This window comes from Mycobacterium sp. (genome assembly GCF_035697385.1).
In the GTDB taxonomy this organism is placed as follows: Bacteria; Actinomycetota; Actinomycetes; order Mycobacteriales; family Mycobacteriaceae; genus Mycobacterium.
In genome coordinates, this window is sequence record NZ_DASSCY010000385.1 from 1 (window position 1) to 21,148 (window position 21,148).

A 21,148-nucleotide genomic window follows, 5' to 3' on the forward strand; every position below is an offset into this window, starting at 1 on the left:
GCGCCGCTATAGCGCCAACAATGTGACCGCACGACTGTGTCGCCGTCGGAAGCGACTTCGGACATCGGCTCACCCATTGGTCGTGCCCCTTCGCTGCCGAAGTTGTGATTGGTAGCGGGCCGCCCGCAGCACGCTGTGCTGCGTCGCCACCGTAGGGATCAAGAACCAGGAGAGCACCAGATGAAATCCACCCGCTTCGGCATCGCCCTCGTCTCTGCAGTTCTTGCGGCTTCCGCACTGAGCGGTTGCTCGCAGGTTGCCGAGATCCGGGACGTAGCGTCCGATGTGGCCGAGCAGGTCGTTACGTCGGGCACCGAGCAGATCAGCGAAGCTGTCTCGGGCAACCTGCTCACCGCCGAAGGTATCGACGCCGCCTACTCGGCGATCTCGGATAAGGTCGGCGCCGACCCCATGCAGGTCGTGGAGGTGACCATCATCCCTACGGTGATGACCGTCGAGGCCATCGACCCGAACGCTCCGACTGAACTCAACCAATGGAGTTACACCGCAGGCACGGTAGGGCCGTCGCGTCCAGTCGACTATGACGACGACACGGAAGCGTTGCAGCAGAACCTGTTCGCCGTCAACGAGGTTTCCACGAGCGCCATCGTTTCGGCCATCAACAATGCGATTGCGGCAAGCGAAATACCGGGCGGCGCAGTGCAAAGCCTCATCATCAAGCGAAACATCCCGTTCGACCAGAGCGTGACCATGTTTATCAACGTGGAAGGCGAACGCAGCAGCAAGCAGGTGCGTGCCGACGTCGCCGGGCAGATCACCGACGTGGTCTGAGTGCAGCGTCGAGGCAACGCCAGATGGCCGCGATGGGTATGTCTGAGGACGAACTGTCCGCCCCATCCAATTGATGAAGCCCTGTCCACAAATGGTTCTTCAAAAAGTGTCCGGCAGAGGAGTGGTGGCGGTTCCTACCTATGAGTGCGGCCCATCGCGGGTCGTATCCAAACAAAGGGAGCACGTCATGGCCACTACTTTCACCCGGACGACGTTCGCCATTGCAATCGCGGCACCGGCACTGTTGTCTCTCGGCGCGGCAACCGCGCAGGCCCTATCCGACTTCAGTGAACGTGGCGGGGTTGCGATCATCGACAATCTCCCGACCCCACGCGATTGCGGCAGCTGCCACGGATTCGATCCGCAACCCGAACCGCCCGGTTTCCCCGATCCTGGCAGCACGGTTGGGATTGGCAATCCCAACGATCTGCCGCCGGCACGACAGTTCAACCCGCAACCAGATCCGCCGAGCATCTCGGCAGCGGAATCGGCACCGTAGCGCGACTTCGACGGCGGGCGCACGGCCAAAAACAGGTAGTCCTCAGCCTTGTCTATGCCCAAACACCCTGGTCGAATAGCAGGACATCCTTGTCATGGGAAGCACAGTCATGACGGCAGCAGCCAACTGGGACGTCGTGGGCCCAGCCGAGACCGACGCGGAACTCGCCCGCGCCGCCGCTGCCGGTGACCGCGAGGCGTTCGCAGGCATATACGACCGCTACGCCGACCGCCTCCACGACTTCTGTGTGGGTATGTTGCGCGACCGCGACGGCGCCGCCGATTGTGTCCAGGACACGTTCTGCACCGCCGCGACGCGGCTGTCGCAGCTCCGCGATGCCGACAAACTCCGACCGTGGCTGTACTCGATCGCCCGTAACGAAGCGCTGCGGCGCATCCGGGAACGTCGCCGCGAATCACTATCTGATGAATTGCCTGACGTCGTGTCTCATGACCCTGGGCCGGACACCCTGGCCGCCCGCACCGAACTCGCCGATCTGATCACCGAAGCCGCGGGCGGGCTGTCCGACCGCGACCGCTCGGTCCTCGAGCTGGCCTACCGCCACGGCCTCGACGGCGACGACCTCGCCGATGCCCTCGGAGTGAGCCCCGCCAACGCCACCAAGATGGTCTACCGCTTGCGCGAGACGATCGAACGTTCTCTTGGCGCACTGCTGGTCTCGCGCCGTGTTCGCAACACCGGCGAGGGGTGCGCCGCGCTGGCCGCGATCCTCGATGGCTGGGACGGCCGCTTCAGCATGCTGATGCGCAAACGCATCGCTCGCCACATCGAGTCCTGCCCCACCTGTGACGAGCAACGGCGGCACCTCGTGAGTCCCGTTGTGCTGCTCGGCGGTGCGCCAATGTTCATCCCCGCGCCCGCATGGCTACGCGAACGCACCCTCAGCAAAATTCAGCTCACCCCGTCGACCACCCCGATCGAGGCCGGCCCCGCCCCCTCGAGATCCGGGGAAACACAGTCTATTCCGGTCGAAGACGTCGACGACACCGGCGGCCGTCGCACCCGCCGCGTGCTTCTGGTCGTCGCGTTGTTCGCGGCCACATTGATCGCGTCGCTGGGGCTGACCATCGCCTGGCAGCAGCAGAAGACCACCCCTGTGGTCCCCGTAGATATGAGTGGAACCGCGACGCAACCGGTCAGCGCTACACCTGGCGGCCAGTCGAGCGACAAAAGCAGCCCGATACCCGCTCCTCCTGCCGTGTCGACGGCAACAACCACTCCGGCCGCATCGGTGCCTCCTGACGCAGAGACCACGCCGGTGCGAACTCCAGTCGTCAGCGCGCCGCCGCCAAGGTTAGAGCCCGATTCGCCTGTGTCCGAGCCGGTTCCACCCCCACCACCGGTGTCGGAGCCGCCCGCTCCGCGTACCCGGTCCTCCGCGCCTGCCGACTCGTCAGTGCCGCGGACCACACGTCCGCAGGCTCCGCCAGGAATTGCCGGTATTCCGACTCAGGATCCGGACCCCCCGAAACGGACTGCGACGCGCCGGTCGACGGATGGCCCTTCGCGGGGCTAGTACTCGCTGATTTCGGCGGCACCGGCAGATCTTCCGATGCCAATACCCTTGGTGGGCAACTCCTTTGACGAGCTCCGTTTGTGTTGGAGAGAAAAGTGTCCGCCAGACAGGGGGTGACGGCTCCTACCTGTGAGTGCGGCGCATCGGGTCGCAACCATCGAACAGGAGCACATCATGTCCACCACTCATACCCGCATGATCACCGCCGCCGCCTTGGCCGCCGGCGTATTCGCCGCAACGGGCACCAGCGCCATAGCTGTGAGTTCATCTGCGCAGGAACCAAAGTCGGTGCAGCACGTGGCGGCGGTGCCCGCCTTGGCTGCGTTCGTCACGCCGAGCGCTTAATCGCCGCCTCGCGGTCATGGCTGGGCCCTGCTTCAATTCGGCTCTCCCACAACGAAATCGGATCCTTCCGGGTCCGATTTCGTCGCGTTCAAACGCGACGTAGCGTCAGGAGGGTGATCTCGCTGGGCGCGAAGACCCGGAACGGTGGCCCCCAGAAACCTGTACCCCGGCTCGTGTACAGCTGCGTGCGCTCACCGTGTCTGCTCAAGCCCTGCACCACGGGCTGATCCAGCCGGACTAGAAAGTTGAACGGCCAGATTTGCCCGCCGTGGGTGTGCCCGGAAATCTGCAGGTCCACCCCCGCCGTCACGGCCTGCACGACCTGCTTGGGCTGATGCGCAAGGAGCATCACCGGCAGCGTCGAATCGGTATTCGCCAGCGCCGCTTCGAGATTCGCCCCGTGCCCGTCGACACCGGATGCCTTGGCAGTCGCATCGTCGACGCCGGCAATCACGAGCTTGCTCCCATCCCGCTCGACGACGATGTGCCGATTGTGCAGTGCATCCCATCCGATGGCTTCGATGTAGTCGAGCCAACCTTCTGCCTCGCTGAAGTATTCGTGGTTACCGGTGACGTACACACGGGCGAGTCGCGCCCGCACCGCGCGCAGCGGCCTGGCCTGCGCCTCGCGGACATCCACCGTTCCGTCGGCGATATCGCCGACATGACACACGACATCGGCGTCGAGCTCGTTGACGCGGTCCACCACCGCAGCAGACCAGCGGCTGCGATCGATCGGGCCGTAGTGGGTATCGGTGATCACCGCGACGCGCATTCCGTCGAGTCCGCTACCGAGCCCGGAGATGCCGACGTCGACGCGTCTGATTCGAGGCACCCGCATAGCTTCGGCATAACCCCACGCAAGCAGGACAACGACGACGGCGACCACCGCACCCGCAACGACGCGCGACCGGGCCGGTTCCTCGACACCCAGCAGGGACAACGCCAGCCCCAGTAGTTGGCCGAGTACCGACCACACGAACAGCACCCACATCGCCCCGAGCAGCGCATCTCCAGCGACGGCCGCCCAGTCGCGATGACGACGGCCATGCCCCACCATCATCAGCGTGGGCAACCCGACGAAGGCTGCCGCAAAGACGACGGTGCCGGCGACCATCACGGCGGTTGGCCACTGCGTGCCCGCCGACAACAGCGTCCACCATGGCACTCCGAGCAGGAGCAACATGATGGCGGACACAACAAGCAGCCGACGCCACCGTCTCCGGGGCCGTGCACGTGCGACCGATTCGACCTCGGCGGCCGGGGTGTCTTGCATTACCGCGAGAGTACCTTCGCCCGGCAGTGCTAGATCATGATGCGGATCGGGTGCTGTCAGTACCGTGGGCTCCATGAAGTATCTGGACGCCGACGGGGTCGGGCGGGTCAGCCGGATCGGGTTGGGCACGTGGCAGTTCGGTTCGCGCGAATGGGGCTACGGAGACAGCTACGCCGCAGGCGCGGCCCGCGACATCGTTGCGCGCTCGCTTGCGTTGGGGGTCACGCTGTTCGACACCGCGGAGGTGTACGGCCTCGGTAAGAGCGAACGCATCCTCGGCGAGGCGCTCGGCGACGCGCGCGCCGACGTCGCGGTGGCCAGCAAAATTTTTCCGGTCGCGCCGTTCCCCGCGGTGGTCAAGCAGCGCGCGCACGCCAGCGCCCGACGGCTGCAGCTTGACCGCATTCCGCTATACCAGATTCACCAGTCGAACCCGGTGGTCCCCGATTCGGTGATCATGCCGGGGATGCGCGACCTGCTCAACAGCGGTCACATCGGCGCCGTCGGCGTATCGAACTACTCCCTCGCCCGGTGGCGGAAGGCTGACGCGGCACTGGGCCGGCCCGTCATCAGCAATCAGGTGCACTTCTCACTCGCCCACGCCCAGGCCCTAGACGATTTGGTCCCGTTCGCCGAGCGCGAGAACCGCATCGTGATCGCCTACAGCCCGTTGGCGCAGGGGTTGCTCGGCGGCAAGTACGGCCTCAACAATCGGCCCGGCGGCGTGCGGGCGATGAATCCGTTGTTCGGCACAACGAATCTGCGACGTGCCGGGCCGCTGCTGCAGACCCTGCGTGACGTGGCGACGGAGGTCGGCGCCAAGCCGGCGCAGGTGGCGCTGGCCTGGTTGATCAGCCTGCCGAGGGTCGTCGCGATCCCCGGGGCGTCCAGTGTCGAGCAACTCGAGTTCAACGTCGCCGCGGCCGACATCGAGCTAAGCGCGGATTCCCGCGACGCGCTCACTCGCGCGGCCCGGGCGTTTCAGCCCGTCTCGTCCGGCCGCTTCTTCGCCGAGCTTGCCCGCGAGAAGCTCCGGAAATAGCGGCTCATGACGCTAGCCCTCACCCTGGAGCGACAGCACGGTGATGTCCGGCGGTGCGCCGATCCGCACAGGCGGGCCCCAAAACCCTGCGCCGCGTGTGACATACAGCTGTGTGCCGTCCACGGTGGACAAGCCGGCGATGGACGGTTGAACCGCGCGGACGATGTAGTGGAATGGCCACATCTGGCCGCCGTGGGTGTGCCCGGACAACTGCAGGTCCACCCCACGCGCCGCGGCCTCCCCGACCAGAACCGGTTGATGCGCGAGCAGAATCGTCGGCCGGGTTGAATTCACTCCCGACAGTGCGCGGTCGAAATTCGGTGCATCTGAATGTGATTCACCCTCAACGTCGTTGACACCGGCGAGGTCGAAAGCTGCGCCACCGCGCCGAATCACCGTGTTCTCGTTGCGTAGTGGCTGCACACCGAGCCGCTCCAGCTCACGCATCCACGAGGCCGGATCCGGGACGAAGTACTCGTGGTTGCCGGTGACGAAGAACGTTCCGTCCCGGGAAACCAAGTCCCGCAACGGCTCCGCTGCCGGTCCCAGCTCCTCGACCGTACCGTCCACCAGATCTCCTACGACCGCGACGAGATCCGGCTGGGCCTCGTTGATCATCCGGACGATCCGTTCGGTGTGTGCGCGACCTGTCAGCGGGCCTAGGTGGATGTCGGACACCACGGCGATCCGGAACCCGTTGAACGCCGGATTGAGTTTGCGCAGCCGTACCGGCACCCGCAGCAGGTCGGGCGGACCGAGCGCGGTGGCGGCACCAAACCCGACCAGGCCGACCGATGCCGCGCCTGCGGCCGCCGCACTGGCCCTGGCGAGGAACACCCTGCGGTTCAACGGCTCCGACGCCGATGGCGCCTCCGGTGGCTTCCGTTTGGTCCAACCTCTCAGCGCGAACCGGACCGGCTCCACCGCAAGCAATGTCAGAAACAGGTACGCGGCCACGCCAAACCAGATGTAACCCGGCCACGTGAACCACCCCGAATCGGCCAGCCCAAGGACGCGCGGCAAGAGCAGGCTCGCGACAAGAATCGTTGCAAACGCGCAGAGAACTACCGTGAGAATCCATCTCGTGCGTCCCGACTGCGTCGTATCCTTTATCAGCCGCTTCCAGAGATAGAGGTGCATCAGGCCGAGGACGGCGCTGAGACCAACGAGGAACATGCACGTCCTTTACACGCTCGCGGACGGCACCTCGTCGGCGACGTCGTGATGCACTCAACGGTACCGACTGCCCCGAAATTGGGATCGGTAGCGACGTCGGCGCAATCCACTTGTCTCGCACCGCGGCGACGGACCGCGCGCCGAGCCTGCACACGAAAGGTCACCGAGATGTCCAGATTGATTCACCGCGAACGGATTACCAAGCTCGCAGTTATCTCGGCGGCGTCAGTTGCGGCGGCCGTTGCGTTTACGGCGTGCTCGACCAGTAGCCCCGAGGCTGGCCCGACCACCACCACCGTCACTGTGAGCCCACCGAGTTCGAGCGCGCCGCCGAGCTCGAGCCCACCGGCACCTCCGAGCGCGCCCGCGACTACAGCACCGGCCAGCAGTTGCGCCGTCAACCCGTCCACCGCGCCTATCACGACTGTCGGGCCTTACGAAACAGTGCCGGAAGACGGCCGGATTTCGGTCGCGCTGAGCGGCATCCCGTCGGGCACCGTCACCCCTGGCGGCGCCCCGACCGAGGTCGAGGTGACGCTGTGCAACGACTCCGCCGTCAACTATCCGAAGGTAGGAGTCGTGTTGATGCTGGGCAACTGCAGCTGCGTGCCCAACGGGCTGCCAATCGCCAAGGGCACCGTCGAGCGCTTCGACGACGCCACGGGCAGCTGGATCCAGCTGGAGAACCCCGCGATGGGCACCGGCGCGGACTACCTCGGCGGATACTCGATCGTTTTGGAGCTGCCGAAGGGCAAGACGGTGACCTTGCGATACCGAATCGCGCTCGATGCTTCGATGACCATCGGAGACGGCAGCGTGGAGGCTGCGGCCGTCACCCCCGAGCCGCTCAACCAGCTCGGCAACGCCAGCCTGCCCTTCGCTGTCGTGAACTAGTTTGCTCAGTTGCTTGAGTGTCCACCGTCCAGCCCCGACTATGGGGTGATGACGGGTATCGAGGCTCCAGAAAAGCTCGATACCACCGCCCAGCGGCCGCCATGGAGCATGGCGACGTTGATCGCATTCCGATTCGGCACCTGCTACTTCGGTTCATTCGGACTCGCCCTGCTGATCGGGCTCATCCCGGTCATTCTGGCCGGTATCGGAATCGACGGGCCATGGTCGACGATGCGCGGACTGATGCACGCGATGCGCCCGCCGATCGAGTGGGTTGGCACGAACCTGCTTGGGCTGCAGGTGGAGAGCACCCAGGTCGGCAGCGACAGCGCATTTCAGTGGACGGCGCTCTTCTGCATCGCGGTCCTGTCGGCATGGGCCACGGTGTTCTGGACGGTGCTCGACCTACGGCGGCAACGCTACGACCGGCTGCAGACATGGGTGTGGACCGTGCTGCGGCTCATGCTTGCCGCGGCGATGTTCTACTTCGGGATGGCGAAGGTGATCCCGACGCAGATGCCGTTCGTCCTCAATCGACTGGTCGAGCCGTACGGCAATTTCAGCCCGACGGGCGCGCTCTGGGCGCAGGTCGGCATCTCCCCGCAGTATCAAATGCTGCTCGGCGCGGCCGAAGTGCTTGGGGGCCTTCTACTCCTGGTGCCACGGACGGCGGCGGCAGGAGCACTGGTGTGCGCGTTCGATCTGACGCAGGTGTTCATCCTCAACATGACCTACGACATCCGCCTCAAGTCGGTGTCGTCACAATTGCTGTTGTTGAGCCTGTTTCTGCTCGCGCCGTACGCACGCCGACTGTTCACCGTGTTGTTCACCGACCGCGCTATCCCGCCCACCGCCTCCGTGCCGCTGTTCACCGGCCAACGGGCCAACCGCGTGGCGGTGATCGTGCAGGTGTGTACCGGCCTCGTCCTGCTGGCCGCGTTCGGCGGGCAGGGATGGCAACAGTTCACCCGGCCGACGCCCAACCTCTACGGCATCTGGCAGGTGGACGGGTTCTCGGCCGAGGGTTACCGGCGCGATCCATTGCTTACCGACGAACTCCGTTGGCGGCGAGTGATATTCGACCGCCCGTTCCTGATGTCCGATCCGGTGATGGTGACGGTGCAGCACATGGATGACTCGTTCGAGGTGTTCGGCGGCACCATAAATCCGGCCAAACACTTCATCGATCTGACCAACCGAGTAGAGGTGGGGTCGTACGAGGAGACGCCGACGAAGGTCCGGCTGACGTACTGGTGGCCGGACTCCGGCAGCACCGACAGGATCGTGATCGACGGCGAGGACTTCGCAGGCCACCGAATCCATGCATGGTTCACCCGCATGGATCCGGGCTCCTTTCCGCTCGTCGAGCGTGGCTTCAACTGGGTACAGGAGCAGCCGCATAACCGGTAGGTCGTCACTGGTGTTCGCCGCGGTTGTGTGGCGAACGGCGGCTGATGACCATCGAAGTCGCCCGCGAAGTGAATACTTCCCCCATGCCGATGTACGTACGACATACCCGTTCGGTGCGGATCGACGAGCTCGCGGACCATGTCCGCGACAAGTTGGCCGCCCACGCCGAGCCCCGTCAACTCGACCTCTCTAATGTGCGGTTGTGGCTGACCCACAGCGAAAACCCCCCGGCCGATTCAGGCTTCGGAAAGCTGCTTCGGCGCCGCGCGAATCCCGCCGACCCCGACGTGGAGCACGACACGGTCGTGGTGCTGCACCCCACGCACATCCTTGTCGCGATCGACGGCGCCAAGCGGGGGACCTCTGTCCTGTCGCTGCCGTTGACGCAGGCATCCGTCGTGCCCGGCACCGGGATCGGCGCCAAACTGGGTCGCGTGGCAGGCGAGGCCGACGGATTCACGATCTCAGGCCTTGAAGGCGATCGACCCGGAAGCTTCTACGTTGGCCTCGGCACGGAACCTGCTGCGGCGGAGTGCTTCTCGGCCGTCGAATCGGCCATCGTCGCGGCGAAGAACCCGGCAGGTAGGTGACGCGGTCAGCCGACGGCGGATGACGATGGCGGCGCAGAACGGCCTTCCGGTTCCTCGACTGTCATCAGCCGGGCGATCTCCTCGCGGTCGGCCGCCGACGGAAGCCCCATGCCCGGCTTGTACCCGTAGACCTCGTGCAACGGCGTGGAGGCGTTCCGGCCGTTGAGGATGTCCACCGACTCGGTGCTGATCAGGCCGGGATGTTCCACCCCGCAGGCCTCGGCCACTTTCACAAGATCGCGGCGCAGCGCCTTGATGTAGTTCGCGACCCGCACTGCCTTGGCCTCCGGCACCAGCCCGCGCGCCAACCAGGCGTTCTGGGTGGCAACGCCGGTGGGACACGTGTCGGTATGGCACTTCTGAGCCTGGATGCATCCGATCGCAAGCATCGGTTCTCGCGCGACATTAACCATGTCGCATCCGAGCGCGAAGCCGACCACCGCGTTGTCGGGCAGGCCCAGCTTGCCGCCGCCGATGAAGGCGACCTGCTCATGCAGATCCCGCTCGGCGAAGACTCGATACACCCGGGCGAAACCGAGTTGGAAGGGCAGCGAAACGGTGTCCGTGAAGATCAACGGCGCCGCGCCCGTGCCTCCCTCGCCGCCGTCGATGGTCACGAAGTCGACTCCGCGACCCGTCTCCCGCATGAGATCGGTGAGCTCGCACCAGAAATCGATATCACCGACCGCCGACTTGATCCCGACCGGCAGACCCGTCTCGGAGGCGAGCAGTTCCACCCAGTCGAGCAGGCTGTCGGTGTCGGAGAACTCGGCGTGCCGCGACGGGCTGACGCAATCCCGTCCCTCCGGAACACCGCGAGCGGCCGCGATCTCCGCGGACACCTTGGCGGCCGGCAACAGCCCACCGAGACTGGGCTTCGCGCCCTGGCTGAGCTTGATCTCCAGACCGCGCACCGGTGCGCCGGCCACCACGTCCTTGAGCTTGTCCAGGCTGAAGCGGCCCTCGGCGTCGCGGCATCCGAAGTAGGCGGTACCGATCTGGAAGATCAGTTCGCCGCCATGGCGGTGGTAGCGCGAGATACCGCCTTCACCGGTGTTGTGCAGGCAGTCGGCCAATACGGCCCCCCGGTTGAGGGCCTCGACGGCGTTGCTCGACAGGGATCCGAAGCTCATCGCAGAGATGTTGACGACCGAATTGGGCCGGAAAGCCGCCGGCCGGTCCCGAGCGGCACCGATCACCTTGGCGCACGGCAGATCGACCTCGTGTGCGGCCGTCGGCGCCGACCGTGGCGCGGGCCGAGGAAAGGTGCGGTGTTTGATCACCGGATACCCCGGTGTGTACTCCATGTCGTTGTCCGTGCCGAATCCGAAGTAGTTGTTCTCCTTCTTGGCCGAGGCGTACACCCACCGACGTTGGTCGCGGGTGAACGGCCGCTCCTCGTTGTTGGCAGCGACGACGTATTGCCGCAGCTCGGGGCCGATGGCTTCGATCAGGTACCGAGCGTGCCCGACGACGGGGAAGTTGCGTAGTAACGCGTGCTTGCGCTGGAAGATGTCACGCACGGCGACGGCAGCCACCGCTGAGGCGGCCGCGGCGGCGAGACCGCGAATGGCCTTGCTCATTCCGTCAGTGTTTCCGCGTGGAAGGGCCGCGAAACCGACCGACTTTGGGATCGGTAGCCGACCCGGGCGTCTGTACTGGCTCGCACAGGCGACGCCAATGGGGCTGCGCCGAGCAAAAGGAGCGACTTTGAACCGATCGACACGCTTCGCGACGACCGTCGTAGTGTCCGGCGCCCTAGGACTGGCTGGTCTGGGCCTGGGTGCAGGTACGGCATCGGCCGATCCGCTCAGCGGCGCGTATTCACTGTTCAGCGATCAGAGCCAACGCAAGTTGAACGGAGTCCCCACGCCCTACAGGGACTCATCGACGGTGTGGAACTTCGTGCCGTGCGGCGAGGGTTGTGCTCAGATCACGAGCGCTACGGGCTGGACTGCCAGCGCTTCGCTGAACAATGGGCGGTGGGAATTCACCCGCCAAGCCGCGTGGACCTGCCCGGACGGCAGGAATCTCCCCAATTTCATTGCTTACTCGATCGATGCCGTCACCTTGACGGGCAGCTCGACCGGCACGATTCCCGTTGGGTGCGAAGGGTTTCCGGTGTTCGCCGACGGCGTCACGGTCACGCTGACGAAAATCTAGCGCACCGGAAGGTGACCACCTGCCGTCAGACTAAGAGCCGATGTAGTTCGGTTCTGGACGGACGGTGGCAGCGGGAACCGTCGACGATCTGCTGGTCGCAATCTCGATGCGCTTGCTCCCTTCCGTGGCTGGGCCAGCTGGGTGGTGCATCTATCGCGAAATTCGCGACCTCTCCCGAAAACGCGTACTGGGCCTGATCTACACCCGCGACGATTTGAAGGAAGAGGACCGAATCTGCCGCTATGCACGCGGAGGGGAAACCCTGGGCAGCCTTAGTCGGAATTCGGAGCTGGTCATTGACGCCGTGTACCTTTCGGGCGACGCAGCCCGGGCGGTCAGCCTGAGCGAAGTGATGGCGGGCAAGTCTTTCACCGGTGCGCAGCCCACAGTCGTCGGGTTGCAGGCCAGGGAATACGCACTCGTCGACTGGCGAACGGTCTACGAGAACCGGCGGCTGGCCGCGGCCGTCCGCGAGACCCGCCGGACGTGGGTCCGTGACCATGTGTTGTTCTCACCGACACCACCTACCGGTGTGGAGTCGTTCATCGCCGAGAACTTCCACTTTCTGACCACGCTCTTGTGCCCGGCAAGCATGCGGATCGCAGGAGAGCTACTCGGTCTCAGCGACGAGTTGCGCAGTGGCACAGAGGCTCTGCATCGCACAGGCAGTGCAACGACAGCGACCTTGGCGATGGTGCTCGCGGCGTTCGAGTGGGGCATCGAAAAGGAAGAGACGTGGCGGTTTTCGGAACGTGAGTACTGCCGCGCCTACCTCGAGTTCCTGGCGCGGTGCGGCTATCGACTGTCGGCAATTGAGCATGTCACGGCCGGCCCTACCAGCTCGGAGCAACTCACGGCCCAGCCGGCACGGATCCGAGAGCTTCGCAACGCGGAATATCACCTCGGCCGCAATCACGAGCACGGGCTGATGAACTGAGCCGACTCGGCGAACAGCCCGCACCCCGCAGGATGTGCTGCCAGTAACGACCCGACCGCCCGCAACAGTGTTCCGCCGCAAATGGTCGCGTGGCGCGGCTGCGGGCGAGATACTGCGTCGGTACTTAGGAACTAGGGAGCCGTGATGGACTCGCGCGTCGGCACGACGTTTGGCAAGTACACCATCACCCGCCTGCTCGGCAAGGGCGGGATGGGTGAGGTGTACGAGGCATACGACACGGGCAAAGGCCGCACGGTCGCGCTGAAAATACTCGCCCACGAGGTCTCCGACGACGCCGCTTTTCGCACCCGGTTTCAGCGCGAGTCCCAGGCGGCGGCGATTCTGCAAGAGCCGCACGTCATTCCAATCCACGATTGGGGCGAGATCGACGGCAGCCTGTACATCGACATGCGTCTGGTGCAGGGCCAGACGCTTCTTGACCTGATCGAGAAGGGCCCGCTAGAACCGTCCCGAGCGGTCAACATCATCAATCAGGTCGCTGCTGCCCTCGATGCGGCCCACGCCGAAGGCCTGATCCACCGCGATATCAAGCCGCAGAACATTCTCGTCACCCCTGCTGATTTCGCGTACTTGGTCGACTTCGGCATCGCCGAGGCCAGCGGTGAAACCCGGCTTACGACGGCTGGCAGTCAGATCGGCACGCTGAATTACATGGCGCCAGAACGGTTTAGAGATCCGGTCAGCACGCCGGCGGTCGATGTCTACTCGCTGGCGTGCGTGCTGTACGAGTCGCTGACCGGTGAACTGCCGTTTACGCGCGACAGTTTGCAGAATCTGGTCGCGGCCCATATCGCCTCACCACCCCCGCGGCCAAGCATGGCCAATCCGCGCCTTCCGGCCGCCATGGACGACGTCATTGCCCGTGGCATGGCCAAGGACCCCGACGACCGCTACGGCTCGGCCGGCGCCCTCGGCCGCGCTGCGCACCGCGCCCTCCAGACGGCCCCCTCCATGTCGGGGGATGTTGGCCCAACGTCGACCGCGGGAACGTATGCGGGCGTCACCCTCGCGCGACCATCCGACGGAGCGGTGACGGACACAAGCACTCGCCGGCGCGGGTGGGTGCTGCCGACCGTGATCGCGGTGGCTGCGGTCGCGATTCTGGGTGGCATCGGTGTCGTCATCGGCCTGCTCGTCAACGGCGACGACGGCCAAGCGGGCGCCGACGAGCCGACGGCCGCGGTGCCTCCGGTGGTGACGGGTCCGGACCTGAGCGCCCGGCATCAATCCTGCGACGAGGGCTTTTCATTGCCGACGGCCACCGGATTCGGAACCCGCGCTGGGCGGGGGACCGCCGAGACCTCGTGCCTTTTCGCCGATAGTGTGCTGACGTCGTATTGGGCCGCGTATGGCAATGCCAGCCCGCTGCCGAGGGCGGTGTCGGCGCCGGGCGCCGTGGATTGCCAGACAGTGCCCGGCGCATTGTGCAACGGTCCCAACTTCCTGATGCATTGCCAGACGCACCCCGGAGACAGCTGGATCACCTGCATCGGGGGGAACAACGCCCGCGTCTACTTGTGGTGACGCCGGCGATCAAGGATCACATTGGCCGGCAGGCAGTGCCGAGAGGTGGGCGGTCAGCCAGGAGGCCACCTTGGTGAGGGCGTCGGCGCCGTCCTCGAACGTCCCGGATGATGGCTCTGCTGCCAGGGCGACAGCGACCATCCCCCTCGGCGCGGCCAGTACACCCGTCTGGCGGACCAGATAGCTACCCGTCGGTGACGGCCCCCAGCCGCCTTTGAATCGGCTGCCAGGCACGGTGCCGATACCCCAGCTCTGATCGGTTTGAACGTCGCCCATGAGTGCGAAGATCGGCGCGTTCGCGTTGTCGCACACCGCCCTTGAAATGAACCGAGCCTGATCGGTCAACGGCCAATCGGTCTGGCCGAAGGCGGAGAACTCAGGCCGCACTCGTTGCGATTGGACGGTCGTCGGGTCGCTGGTTTGCCTCAGCACGGCGTCCACCTTGTGTGCGGCGGTGACGGGATCACCAAGGCTCGCCCAGATGGACTCGGCCGCAGCGTTGTCCGATTCGGTGATGGCGGCCGTCATCGCCTCGGTGACTTTCGGCGGGTCCTCTTCCCGCAGCGCCGCGATGACCAGTGGGACCTTGATCGTCGACCAGGCGGGACCACTCTGCCACTGTCCCAATGTCATTGGCATCTGGTCGTCGCCGACCGCGCTTATCGCGATGCCCACCACGGCGTTGAGTTCCGTTTCCAATCGGGCGAAGTCAGAGGCAAGCGCTGTCGGCGGGCCCGGTGCCGCCTTGTGGTCACCGAGACGGAGTCCGACGATCACTCCTGCAACCAGCGCCGCCGTGGCGAGCACAGCGACACCGGCGATGAGCCACACACGCCGTCCATTACGCATTGACGTCCGTGAGATTACGCGATCAGCGAGCGCGTTCATCGACCAACGCGGGCCGGGACAGCCCACAATGGGTCCGGACGAACTGCCGAACTGAAGGGAGTTGCCGCCGCGATGGCCAACAGCATTCTCCAGTTTGGAATATTGGGGCCATTGCAGATGAGCGCCGACGGCGCTGAAATTCCTTTGGGGGCGGCCAAGCAACGGGCGGTGTTGGCCCTGTTGCTGATGAATAGGAATCGTCCCGTCGCGATCGATTCGTTGTTGGACGCGGCGTGGCGAGGGAACCCACCGCCCGAGGCCCGGGCCAGCCTGCATACGTACGTGTCGAACTTGCGGCGACTGATCAGCAAGGCCGGCGTCGATCCCGCTTCCGTCGTGGTCAGCGCCCGGCCGGGGTATCGGCTCAATGCGCCCGACGCGGTATGCGATATCGGCCGTTTCATCATCGAACACACAGCCGGGATGCGGTCGGCTGCTGCCGGCCGGTTCGAAGAGGCGAGCAGTCATTTGTCGGCCGAGCTGGCCCAGTGGCGTGGGCCGGTTCTCGACGATCTGCGCGACTTCGAGTTCGTTGCCAACTTCGCCTCGGCACTGGCGGAGGACAAGCTGGTGGCGCAAACCGCGCGAGCGGAGGCGGAGATAGCCTGCGGGCGAATATCTTCCATCATCAGCCAGGTCGAAGCCCTTACGGCCGAGCATCCCTACCACGAACCGCTGTGGGCGCAGCTGATCACCGCCTACTACCTGGCGGAGCGCCAATACGACGCGCTCGAGGCATATCGTCGGTTGAAGACGACGCTGGCCGACGATCTCGGCATTGACCCTGGTCCCACCTTGCGGGGCCTGCATGACCGGATCCTTCGCCAAGAGCCGCTGCATGTCAGGGAGATAGCCCGAGCGACTGCGAAACGTGCTGCCGCGACGCTTGAACAGCGCACCAGGGCGTCGGCGCAATCCGCCGTCGCCCAGTTGCGCGACAGCTCCGGACGGGGTCATCCGCTGCGCGGAGCGGCTACCCGAATTGGGCGCCTCCCCGACAATGACATCGTTCTCGACGATGCCATGGTCAGCCGGTACCACGCGATGATCGTCGACACCGGTGCCAGCTTCGTCATCACCGATCTTCGGTCGGCCAACGGAGTCCACGTGGGCGACAGGCCGATTCGTGGCAGCGTGACATTGGCCGACGGTGCCCGCATCCGCATCAGCGACCATGAGTTCACGTTCGAGATGGGGGACGGTCAATAGGCCAGCAGTGCTGCGAGCTCTGCGCGCGGCACCGAAATCTCTTGTGGGCCGGCGAGTTGTGAGAGCCACGCACCTTGGCCGATGAAGAAGATGACGGCTTCGTCGGTGATCGCGAAGTTTTCGTACATCCTCGCGCCGAGGGTGTTCGGCATCGGGTTCTCCTGGCCCTGCGACTTCTTCACCAATTCACGCCGGACAATCGGGTCGAGCACCTCGACCGGTTGAATGCCCGGTTTGAACAACGTGGCCAAAGTGATCGGGACGGCCTTGGCCAAATCGTAGGTGAACGCGTCGAAGTGGGTCACGGGATGGGCGCCTGTATCGCTGCCTCTGTCGAATACCAGGCTTACGGTGCCCGAGGTCGGTGTTCCTGAGTGGTACGCCGTCGCCCTGGCGGCGAGGGAGTACGGAAAATCGCGTGGAGGTGCATCCGCCACGAAGTCGATGAACTCGTCTCTTTCCTGGGTCAGGTAGTCCGTCAGCGTCTGCTGGTCGGGGTAGTCGACCGGAAAGTTGAAGCCGATCTCATAGGTGGCGGTCGCGATCTGGACCTGGCAGCGCCGGTCGGCATCGACCGTCCCCCCGAGCACGTCGCAAGTTTGCGCGCGGGCCGGGGGCTCCAATGTCGTGGTCGCACTTGGCTTATTCGATGCAGGTTGTTGCGGACTGCTTGACGTGCCACACGCTGTCACGCCGATGATTATGGCGGCGCTCGCGATCGTCACGAGGACGTTGCGTTTGATCATGTTCACTCCTTGTCCCGGAAGAGGATGGCCTGTGTGACGCCGCCGCCGTTGATGTGCCCGCCGAGCAGCACAGTGGAGGTGTTGGCGGCCGGGTCGTAGCTCACTAATGCCGTGCCACCGCCGCAGTCCACGTGGCCCTGCAGCATCAATTTGTCGCCGGTCGCGCCGGTGACGAACACACTCTGCGACATACCGGGAACATCCACGCGCGTGATGTGACCGTCCGGGGTCAACCGAGACAAGAACGCAGTGCCGCATGCTCCCACGGACTGCAGGAACGTGCCGCTCGGCAGCTCCCAGGCGGGCCCTTCGCCAATACTCGAGCCGAACCCCGGATCATCGCCCTCGCCGGAGTTGACCGCGGTGAGCGCGGTAGGAGCCCCTCCGTCGATGGGCACTTTCCACAGCTGACCTCCCGAATCGTGCTCCGGCGAGCAGCTGGCGAGGACCACCGTGGGCGTCCACCACCTCATCGGTGCACAGCGGCCGTTCGGCATCGGGGTCGGCAATGTTCGAATGATCCGCCCGTCATTGCCCATCACCACCAGGCTGTCGTCGCTGCGCGGCACGAGCTCGTTTCCGAGGTTGGCGGTCCCGAGGACAAGATGCATCCCATCGGGCGACGCGAGGTAGCGGCCACTGAACTGGCCCGCGCCGCCGAGATCCTCGGTCGGGTAGCTCTGCTGCACGTTGCCTTCGAAGTCGATTCGTGTCAGCGTTCCTGGCTCATTGCCGGTGAAGTTGGTCGAAACCAGCAGTGCCTTGCCGTCGGGACGCGTGTAGCGGGCGTAGCCATCGACGGGAATCGTGGTCTGCTCGCCTGTCTGCAGGTCGACCGAGATGACCTTCGAAGGTGCCGCGGAATCGCCTCTGAATAGGGCGTGGCTTCCGTCTCCCGACCAGTCAGCCAAATGCATGCGCGCGTCGGCCCCCGAGAAGGTCGTGATCACGTAGCGGTTACCTGCCGGGCTCACGAGGAACAGCGTCGTTTCGGCTGTCGCGGGGTCCGGCTCGCCTGGAGCTCCCTGTTCGCCGGGCCGGCGGGCGATGACGGGGCTCCACGTCGCGAGCGTCCAACCCGGGCCGACCTGTGACCATGGCACCTCGTTGATCGATGCCTCGACTCCGTGAGCGGCGGCGGGCGTCGCCGGCGCGGTTGCGGCAGTTGACGGGGGGCTCGATGACTCGTGTGCCGCAATCGAATCGGCAAACGAGCATCCCGTCGCCAAGACCGCCGCGAGGACGGCGACGCCGACCTGTATGCGTAGCGCCTTGGCCCGTAGCAGGCCAGATCTTTGGAGCGAAACGTGGTTCATGGTGGTGACCTTTCGAGGAACTGGTTGATTGTGTTTGTCACGCCAAGGTTGCGGAAGAGGCTTCAAGGGATTCTCAAGTAGTTCTTGGCGGGCAGGTCCTACCCGCCGATCCGCCCAATTGCCGTCTGGGCGAACAGCGTCAGCGCGTCGCACGACAGGGAGTACCAGCCGGTGGCGCGGTAGATCCGGTCCCCACTCAAGAGGGCCAACAGCGTTGTCGACGGCGGGGTGGTCGATGGTTCGGACGCGCAGACTGCTTTAACTCCAAGGCCGTCCACGGGGATGGCGTCGACTCCGGCAGTCGCGAGCGCAAATTGGGATTCGGCGCCATCCGGGAAGGCGCCCAGTAGCCGTAGCTCGGACGTCATCCCGTCTTGGCCCGTCCCCCTGCTGTAGACACACGACATGTCGACCGATCCGGCTTCAACGCCTTGGGGTCGAGTGCTGACCCGCCCACCGAGGATGCTGGCGGCTTCGTCGGTGGTCACCCACTCACACGGGTAGCCGGCGGGTGGAGCTGTCGGGTCGGCACCGGCGAGTGGTGACGGGCCCGTCGCCGCGGCAACGATTCCCGCCGTGATGGCCAGGGCCAGCACAGGGTTCGGTTTCATGTTCGTCACCCGAGCTGATAGGAGTCGCGCGACACCCGGAAGAAGCGCAGTGTCGTTGCTTTTGTGGTCATGCCGCAAAGGGTGCGACGTCTTGCTCGAGCGGTTCTCAAGGAATTCTTGGCGGATTCTTGCGAAACGGGTACCTGGAGGTAATCGACCCGAGTGATCCTGGGGAAACGCGACGACCGCGGGAGGTCTGGTGAGGGTACTGGTGACCGGCGGAACGGGATTCGTCGGTGCGTGGACGGCGAAGGCCGTGGCCGAGGCGGGGCATCGAGTGCGGTTCCTGGTCCGTGACCCCGCACGGCTGGCGACGAGTGTCGGACGGCTCGGCGTCGACACCTCCGACAATGCCGTCGGCGACATCGCCGACGGCCCATCGACAACGGAGGCCTTGGAGGACTGCGATGCCGTCATCCATTGTGCAGCAATGGTTTCCACCGACCCGCGGCAGGCGGACACGATGCTGCGGACCAACCTCGACGGCGGGCGCAACGTGCTCGGCGCGGCGGCGGAACGCGGGCTGGATCCGATTGTGCACGTGTCGAGCTTCACCGCGCTCTTCCGCCCGGGCCTGGACACGCTTCACGCCGATCTTCCCGTCGGCGGCGGAAGCGACGGGTATGGCCGCTCGAAGGCGGCGCTCGAGTCGTACGCGCGAGGACTGCAGGACGCGGGTGCGCCGGTGACGATTACGTATCCGGGCATGGTGCTCGGGCCACCCGCGGGCAATCAGTTCGGCGAGGCGGCCGAGGGCGTGCAGGCCGCGGTCCAGATGCGTGGATTACCCGGACGTGACGCCGCCTGGCTTGTCGTCGACGTACGCGATGTCGCTGCGCTGCATGCTGCCCTGATCACCCCGGGCAAGGGCCCGCGCCGGTACATGGCGGGCGGCAAGCGGGTTCCGGTGGCCGAACTGGCCGCGATGATCGGTTCTGCGGCCAACCGCTCGCTGCGGGTGTACCCAATCCCAGATACCTTGCTACGCAACATCGGTGGGGTCGCCGACGCGGTTGGCCGATACCTGCCGTTCGACACACCCGTCAGCGCAGCGGCCATGCAGTACTACACGCAGATGCCGTATTCGGACGACGCACCGAGCACCCAGGAACTCGGCGTCATCTATCGCGATCCGCGAGAGACGTTGCATGACACGGTTTCCGGGCTGCAGGACGTCGGTCGGCTGTAGCCGTCCAACGCGGCCATGGAATCTGTTACCGCGGCGCTTCTGCTTGATTATCCGAGGGATCTGCCTGGATGAGCCGACGGGCGGCCGCAGCCACCGTGTGCCCGGAGCCCTTGGCCAGTCGCACCAGCAATGAGTACGCGGCGAGTTTGTCGATGTCGTAACGGTCCATCAGGATGCGGGAGGCTTGCTCGACAGGATCGGTGCCGACCGACGGGTTGAGCAGTTCGCCGCCGTCGCGTCGCACGGCGAGCAATGTTTCGGTAGCCAATACCTCGCCGACACGAGTGGCGTCAGCGGGGAAGGCACGGGGTTGGGTGGCGTAGACGGTCAGCACGCCTTTGATGCCGTCCAAGCTGAACAGCTGAAACGACAGCATCGATCGGATGGGGCTACAGGCGAGCACCGGTCCCACGAAGGTGGGCCAGCGCGTCTCGGCGCGGAGATCATCGACGCGGCGTTCTGGGTGATCGTCATCGAGGTCGAGGATCGGGCCACATCTGCACCGCTGCTGTATGCCGTCGAGGATCAGGGGTCGGATATCGGTCGCTGACTGTGACCGCACCTGCTTGCGGCGCTCAACGAGTGCGATCCCGACATGTTCGGTGCCGGGAACATGCTGGCCAGCGGCCATGGTGACCTTTTCCAGGAACGCGTCAACGTCATCGCCGACCTGCTTGTTCGCGGCGCGCAGAGTCTCTGTCAGCCGAGCGATAGCCGCATCGGTGATCGGTTGGCCGGGCCCCCGAGATCCGGACTCTGTGCTTGGCGCGTTCACGACTCCCTCCGGTGGGCTTCGCTCACCACCATCGCGGATACCCACAAGATGCACGGCGAATCCGACAAACTCTTTCTCAAGCCTCCCGTTCGCCAGGGCGTCAAGAACCGCTTGAGAATCTGCCAAGGGTCCTCCCCGACGCTGACGTTGTCAGAGATTCGTCAATCATCGAGGACCCAGAATGTTCACCAACCGCTTCATCAAGTCA

The 21,148-nt window shown here is 65.2% G+C and carries 22 protein-coding genes; 13 read left to right on the plus strand and 9 right to left on the minus strand.

The window, feature by feature from the left end; genetic code table 11:
- The first annotated feature begins 180 nt into the window (after nucleotides 1-180).
- The 4 genes from VFH65_RS31855 (at nucleotide 181) to VFH65_RS31870 (ending at nucleotide 3,173) form a co-directional block, all read left to right on the plus strand.
- The gene (locus VFH65_RS31855) at nucleotides 181-792 is read left to right on the plus strand and encodes a hypothetical protein (RefSeq protein ID WP_353327491.1); all 612 of its coding nucleotides are present in this window, start codon (nucleotides 181-183) and stop codon (nucleotides 790-792) included.
- Nucleotides 793-979: 187 nt separating this feature from the next.
- Entirely contained in the window at nucleotides 980-1,291 is a 312-nt protein-coding gene (locus tag VFH65_RS31860; protein ID WP_353327493.1) for a hypothetical protein, read from the plus strand.
- 109 nt (nucleotides 1,292-1,400) lie between these two features.
- Complete coding sequence (locus tag VFH65_RS31865; RefSeq protein ID WP_353327494.1) at nucleotides 1,401-2,828, plus strand: RNA polymerase sigma factor; 1,428 nt, start codon at nucleotides 1,401-1,403, stop codon at nucleotides 2,826-2,828.
- 174 nt (nucleotides 2,829-3,002) lie between these two features.
- Nucleotides 3,003-3,173: a hypothetical protein gene (locus tag VFH65_RS31870; protein WP_353327496.1), complete on the plus strand. Its 171-nt coding sequence runs from the start codon at nucleotides 3,003-3,005 to the stop codon at nucleotides 3,171-3,173.
- Nucleotides 3,174-3,261: 88 nt separating this feature from the next.
- Here VFH65_RS31870 and VFH65_RS31875 read toward each other — a convergent pair whose 3' ends face one another.
- Complete coding sequence (locus tag VFH65_RS31875) at nucleotides 3,262-4,449, minus strand: metallophosphoesterase (protein ID WP_353327498.1); 1,188 nt, start codon at nucleotides 4,447-4,449, stop codon at nucleotides 3,262-3,264.
- A 73-nt stretch (nucleotides 4,450-4,522) separates the two neighbouring features.
- On the opposite strand from VFH65_RS31875, the gene VFH65_RS31880 reads away from it, so the two are divergent.
- On the plus strand, nucleotides 4,523-5,491 hold the full coding sequence (locus VFH65_RS31880; RefSeq protein WP_353327499.1) for an aldo/keto reductase: 969 nt from the start codon (nucleotides 4,523-4,525) through the stop codon (nucleotides 5,489-5,491).
- A gap of 12 nt (nucleotides 5,492-5,503) precedes the next feature.
- Here the strand turns inward: VFH65_RS31880 and VFH65_RS31885 are convergent, their stop codons facing one another.
- The gene (locus VFH65_RS31885) at nucleotides 5,504-6,667 is read right to left on the minus strand and encodes a metallophosphoesterase (protein ID WP_353327501.1); all 1,164 of its coding nucleotides are present in this window, start codon (nucleotides 6,665-6,667) and stop codon (nucleotides 5,504-5,506) included.
- Between the two features lie 182 nt (nucleotides 6,668-6,849).
- Nucleotides 6,850-7,089, minus strand: coding sequence for a hypothetical protein (locus VFH65_RS31890; protein WP_353327502.1), 240 nt, complete (start codon nucleotides 7,087-7,089; stop codon nucleotides 6,850-6,852).
- 22 nt (nucleotides 7,090-7,111) lie between these two features.
- Here VFH65_RS31890 and VFH65_RS31895 point away from each other — a divergent pair, with 22 nt between their 5' ends.
- Genes VFH65_RS31895 through VFH65_RS31905 form a run of 3 tightly spaced genes read left to right on the plus strand, consistent with a single transcriptional unit; the run spans nucleotide 7,112 to nucleotide 9,561 of the window.
- Nucleotides 7,112-7,561, plus strand: a complete 450-nt coding sequence (locus VFH65_RS31895) for a hypothetical protein (RefSeq protein WP_353327504.1) — start codon at nucleotides 7,112-7,114, stop codon at nucleotides 7,559-7,561.
- A 48-nt stretch (nucleotides 7,562-7,609) separates the two neighbouring features.
- Nucleotides 7,610-8,971, plus strand: coding sequence for a DoxX family protein (locus VFH65_RS31900; protein ID WP_353327505.1), 1,362 nt, complete (start codon nucleotides 7,610-7,612; stop codon nucleotides 8,969-8,971).
- A 44-nt stretch (nucleotides 8,972-9,015) separates the two neighbouring features.
- Nucleotides 9,016-9,561, plus strand: coding sequence for a hypothetical protein (locus VFH65_RS31905; RefSeq protein WP_353327507.1), 546 nt, complete (start codon nucleotides 9,016-9,018; stop codon nucleotides 9,559-9,561).
- A gap of 5 nt (nucleotides 9,562-9,566) precedes the next feature.
- On the opposite strand, the gene VFH65_RS31910 is transcribed toward VFH65_RS31905, so the two are convergent.
- On the minus strand, nucleotides 9,567-11,144 hold the full coding sequence (locus VFH65_RS31910) for an FMN-binding glutamate synthase family protein (RefSeq protein WP_353327509.1): 1,578 nt from the start codon (nucleotides 11,142-11,144) through the stop codon (nucleotides 9,567-9,569).
- Between the two features lie 127 nt (nucleotides 11,145-11,271).
- Here VFH65_RS31910 and VFH65_RS31915 point away from each other — a divergent pair, with 127 nt between their 5' ends.
- The 3 genes from VFH65_RS31915 (at nucleotide 11,272) to VFH65_RS31925 (ending at nucleotide 14,206) form a co-directional block, all read left to right on the plus strand.
- A complete protein-coding gene (locus VFH65_RS31915) occupies nucleotides 11,272-11,724 on the plus strand; it encodes a hypothetical protein (RefSeq protein ID WP_353327511.1) in 453 nt (150 codons plus the stop codon).
- A gap of 64 nt (nucleotides 11,725-11,788) precedes the next feature.
- Nucleotides 11,789-12,661: a hypothetical protein gene (locus VFH65_RS31920; protein WP_353327513.1), complete on the plus strand. Its 873-nt coding sequence runs from the start codon at nucleotides 11,789-11,791 to the stop codon at nucleotides 12,659-12,661.
- 144 nt (nucleotides 12,662-12,805) lie between these two features.
- Entirely contained in the window at nucleotides 12,806-14,206 is a 1,401-nt protein-coding gene (locus tag VFH65_RS31925; RefSeq protein WP_353327515.1) for a serine/threonine-protein kinase, read from the plus strand.
- A 9-nt stretch (nucleotides 14,207-14,215) separates the two neighbouring features.
- Here VFH65_RS31925 and VFH65_RS31930 read toward each other — a convergent pair whose 3' ends face one another.
- Nucleotides 14,216-15,037 (minus strand): hypothetical protein, encoded by an 822-nt coding sequence (locus tag VFH65_RS31930; protein ID WP_353327517.1) that lies wholly within the window; start codon nucleotides 15,035-15,037, stop codon nucleotides 14,216-14,218.
- A 129-nt stretch (nucleotides 15,038-15,166) separates the two neighbouring features.
- Here VFH65_RS31930 and VFH65_RS31935 point away from each other — a divergent pair, with 129 nt between their 5' ends.
- A complete protein-coding gene (locus VFH65_RS31935) occupies nucleotides 15,167-16,303 on the plus strand; it encodes a BTAD domain-containing putative transcriptional regulator (protein WP_353327518.1) in 1,137 nt (378 codons plus the stop codon).
- Here the strand turns inward: VFH65_RS31935 and VFH65_RS31940 are convergent.
- From VFH65_RS31940 to VFH65_RS31950, 3 genes are all read right to left on the minus strand, one after another.
- Complete coding sequence (locus VFH65_RS31940) at nucleotides 16,297-16,926, minus strand: esterase (protein WP_353327526.1); 630 nt, start codon at nucleotides 16,924-16,926, stop codon at nucleotides 16,297-16,299. The two genes, VFH65_RS31935 and VFH65_RS31940, sit on opposite strands and share 7 nt — an antisense overlap.
- Before the next feature lie 125 nt (nucleotides 16,927-17,051).
- Nucleotides 17,052-18,365, minus strand: a complete 1,314-nt coding sequence (locus tag VFH65_RS31945; RefSeq protein ID WP_353327519.1) for a hypothetical protein — start codon at nucleotides 18,363-18,365, stop codon at nucleotides 17,052-17,054.
- Between the two features lie 98 nt (nucleotides 18,366-18,463).
- Entirely contained in the window at nucleotides 18,464-18,976 is a 513-nt protein-coding gene (locus VFH65_RS31950) for a hypothetical protein (RefSeq protein ID WP_353327521.1), read from the minus strand.
- 199 nt (nucleotides 18,977-19,175) lie between these two features.
- Between VFH65_RS31950 and VFH65_RS31955 the strand changes: the two genes are divergently transcribed.
- Nucleotides 19,176-20,165 (plus strand): NAD-dependent epimerase/dehydratase family protein, encoded by a 990-nt coding sequence (locus VFH65_RS31955; protein ID WP_353327523.1) that lies wholly within the window; start codon nucleotides 19,176-19,178, stop codon nucleotides 20,163-20,165.
- A gap of 25 nt (nucleotides 20,166-20,190) precedes the next feature.
- Here VFH65_RS31955 and VFH65_RS31960 read toward each other — a convergent pair whose 3' ends face one another.
- Nucleotides 20,191-20,940 carry an ANTAR domain-containing protein gene (locus VFH65_RS31960; protein ID WP_353327525.1) on the minus strand — a complete coding sequence of 250 codons (750 nt, stop codon included), beginning with the start codon at nucleotides 20,938-20,940 and terminating at the stop codon, nucleotides 20,191-20,193.
- Nucleotides 20,941-21,148: the final 208 nt, after the last annotated feature.

Coding starts and splice junctions, on each gene's coding strand:
- VFH65_RS31855 (WP_353327491.1), top strand. CDS start 181: ATGAAATCCACCCGCTTCGGCATCGCCCTCGTCTCTGCAGTTCTTGCG.
- VFH65_RS31860 (WP_353327493.1), top strand. CDS start 980: ATGGCCACTACTTTCACCCGGACGACGTTCGCCATTGCAATCGCGGCA.
- VFH65_RS31865 (WP_353327494.1), top strand. CDS start 1,401: ATGACGGCAGCAGCCAACTGGGACGTCGTGGGCCCAGCCGAGACCGAC.
- VFH65_RS31870 (WP_353327496.1), top strand. CDS start 3,003: ATGTCCACCACTCATACCCGCATGATCACCGCCGCCGCCTTGGCCGCC.
- VFH65_RS31875 (WP_353327498.1), bottom strand. CDS start 4,449: ATGCAAGACACCCCGGCCGCCGAGGTCGAATCGGTCGCACGTGCACGG.
- VFH65_RS31880 (WP_353327499.1), top strand. CDS start 4,523: ATGAAGTATCTGGACGCCGACGGGGTCGGGCGGGTCAGCCGGATCGGG.
- VFH65_RS31885 (WP_353327501.1), bottom strand. CDS start 6,667: ATGTTCCTCGTTGGTCTCAGCGCCGTCCTCGGCCTGATGCACCTCTAT.
- VFH65_RS31900 (WP_353327505.1), top strand. CDS start 7,610: ATGACGGGTATCGAGGCTCCAGAAAAGCTCGATACCACCGCCCAGCGG.
- VFH65_RS31905 (WP_353327507.1), top strand. CDS start 9,016: ATGACCATCGAAGTCGCCCGCGAAGTGAATACTTCCCCCATGCCGATG.
- VFH65_RS31910 (WP_353327509.1), bottom strand. CDS start 11,144: ATGAGCAAGGCCATTCGCGGTCTCGCCGCCGCGGCCGCCTCAGCGGTG.
- VFH65_RS31925 (WP_353327515.1), top strand. CDS start 12,806: ATGGACTCGCGCGTCGGCACGACGTTTGGCAAGTACACCATCACCCGC.
- VFH65_RS31935 (WP_353327518.1), top strand. CDS start 15,167: ATGGCCAACAGCATTCTCCAGTTTGGAATATTGGGGCCATTGCAGATG.
- VFH65_RS31945 (WP_353327519.1), bottom strand. CDS start 18,365: ATGAACCACGTTTCGCTCCAAAGATCTGGCCTGCTACGGGCCAAGGCG.
- VFH65_RS31950 (WP_353327521.1), bottom strand. CDS start 18,976: ATGAAACCGAACCCTGTGCTGGCCCTGGCCATCACGGCGGGAATCGTT.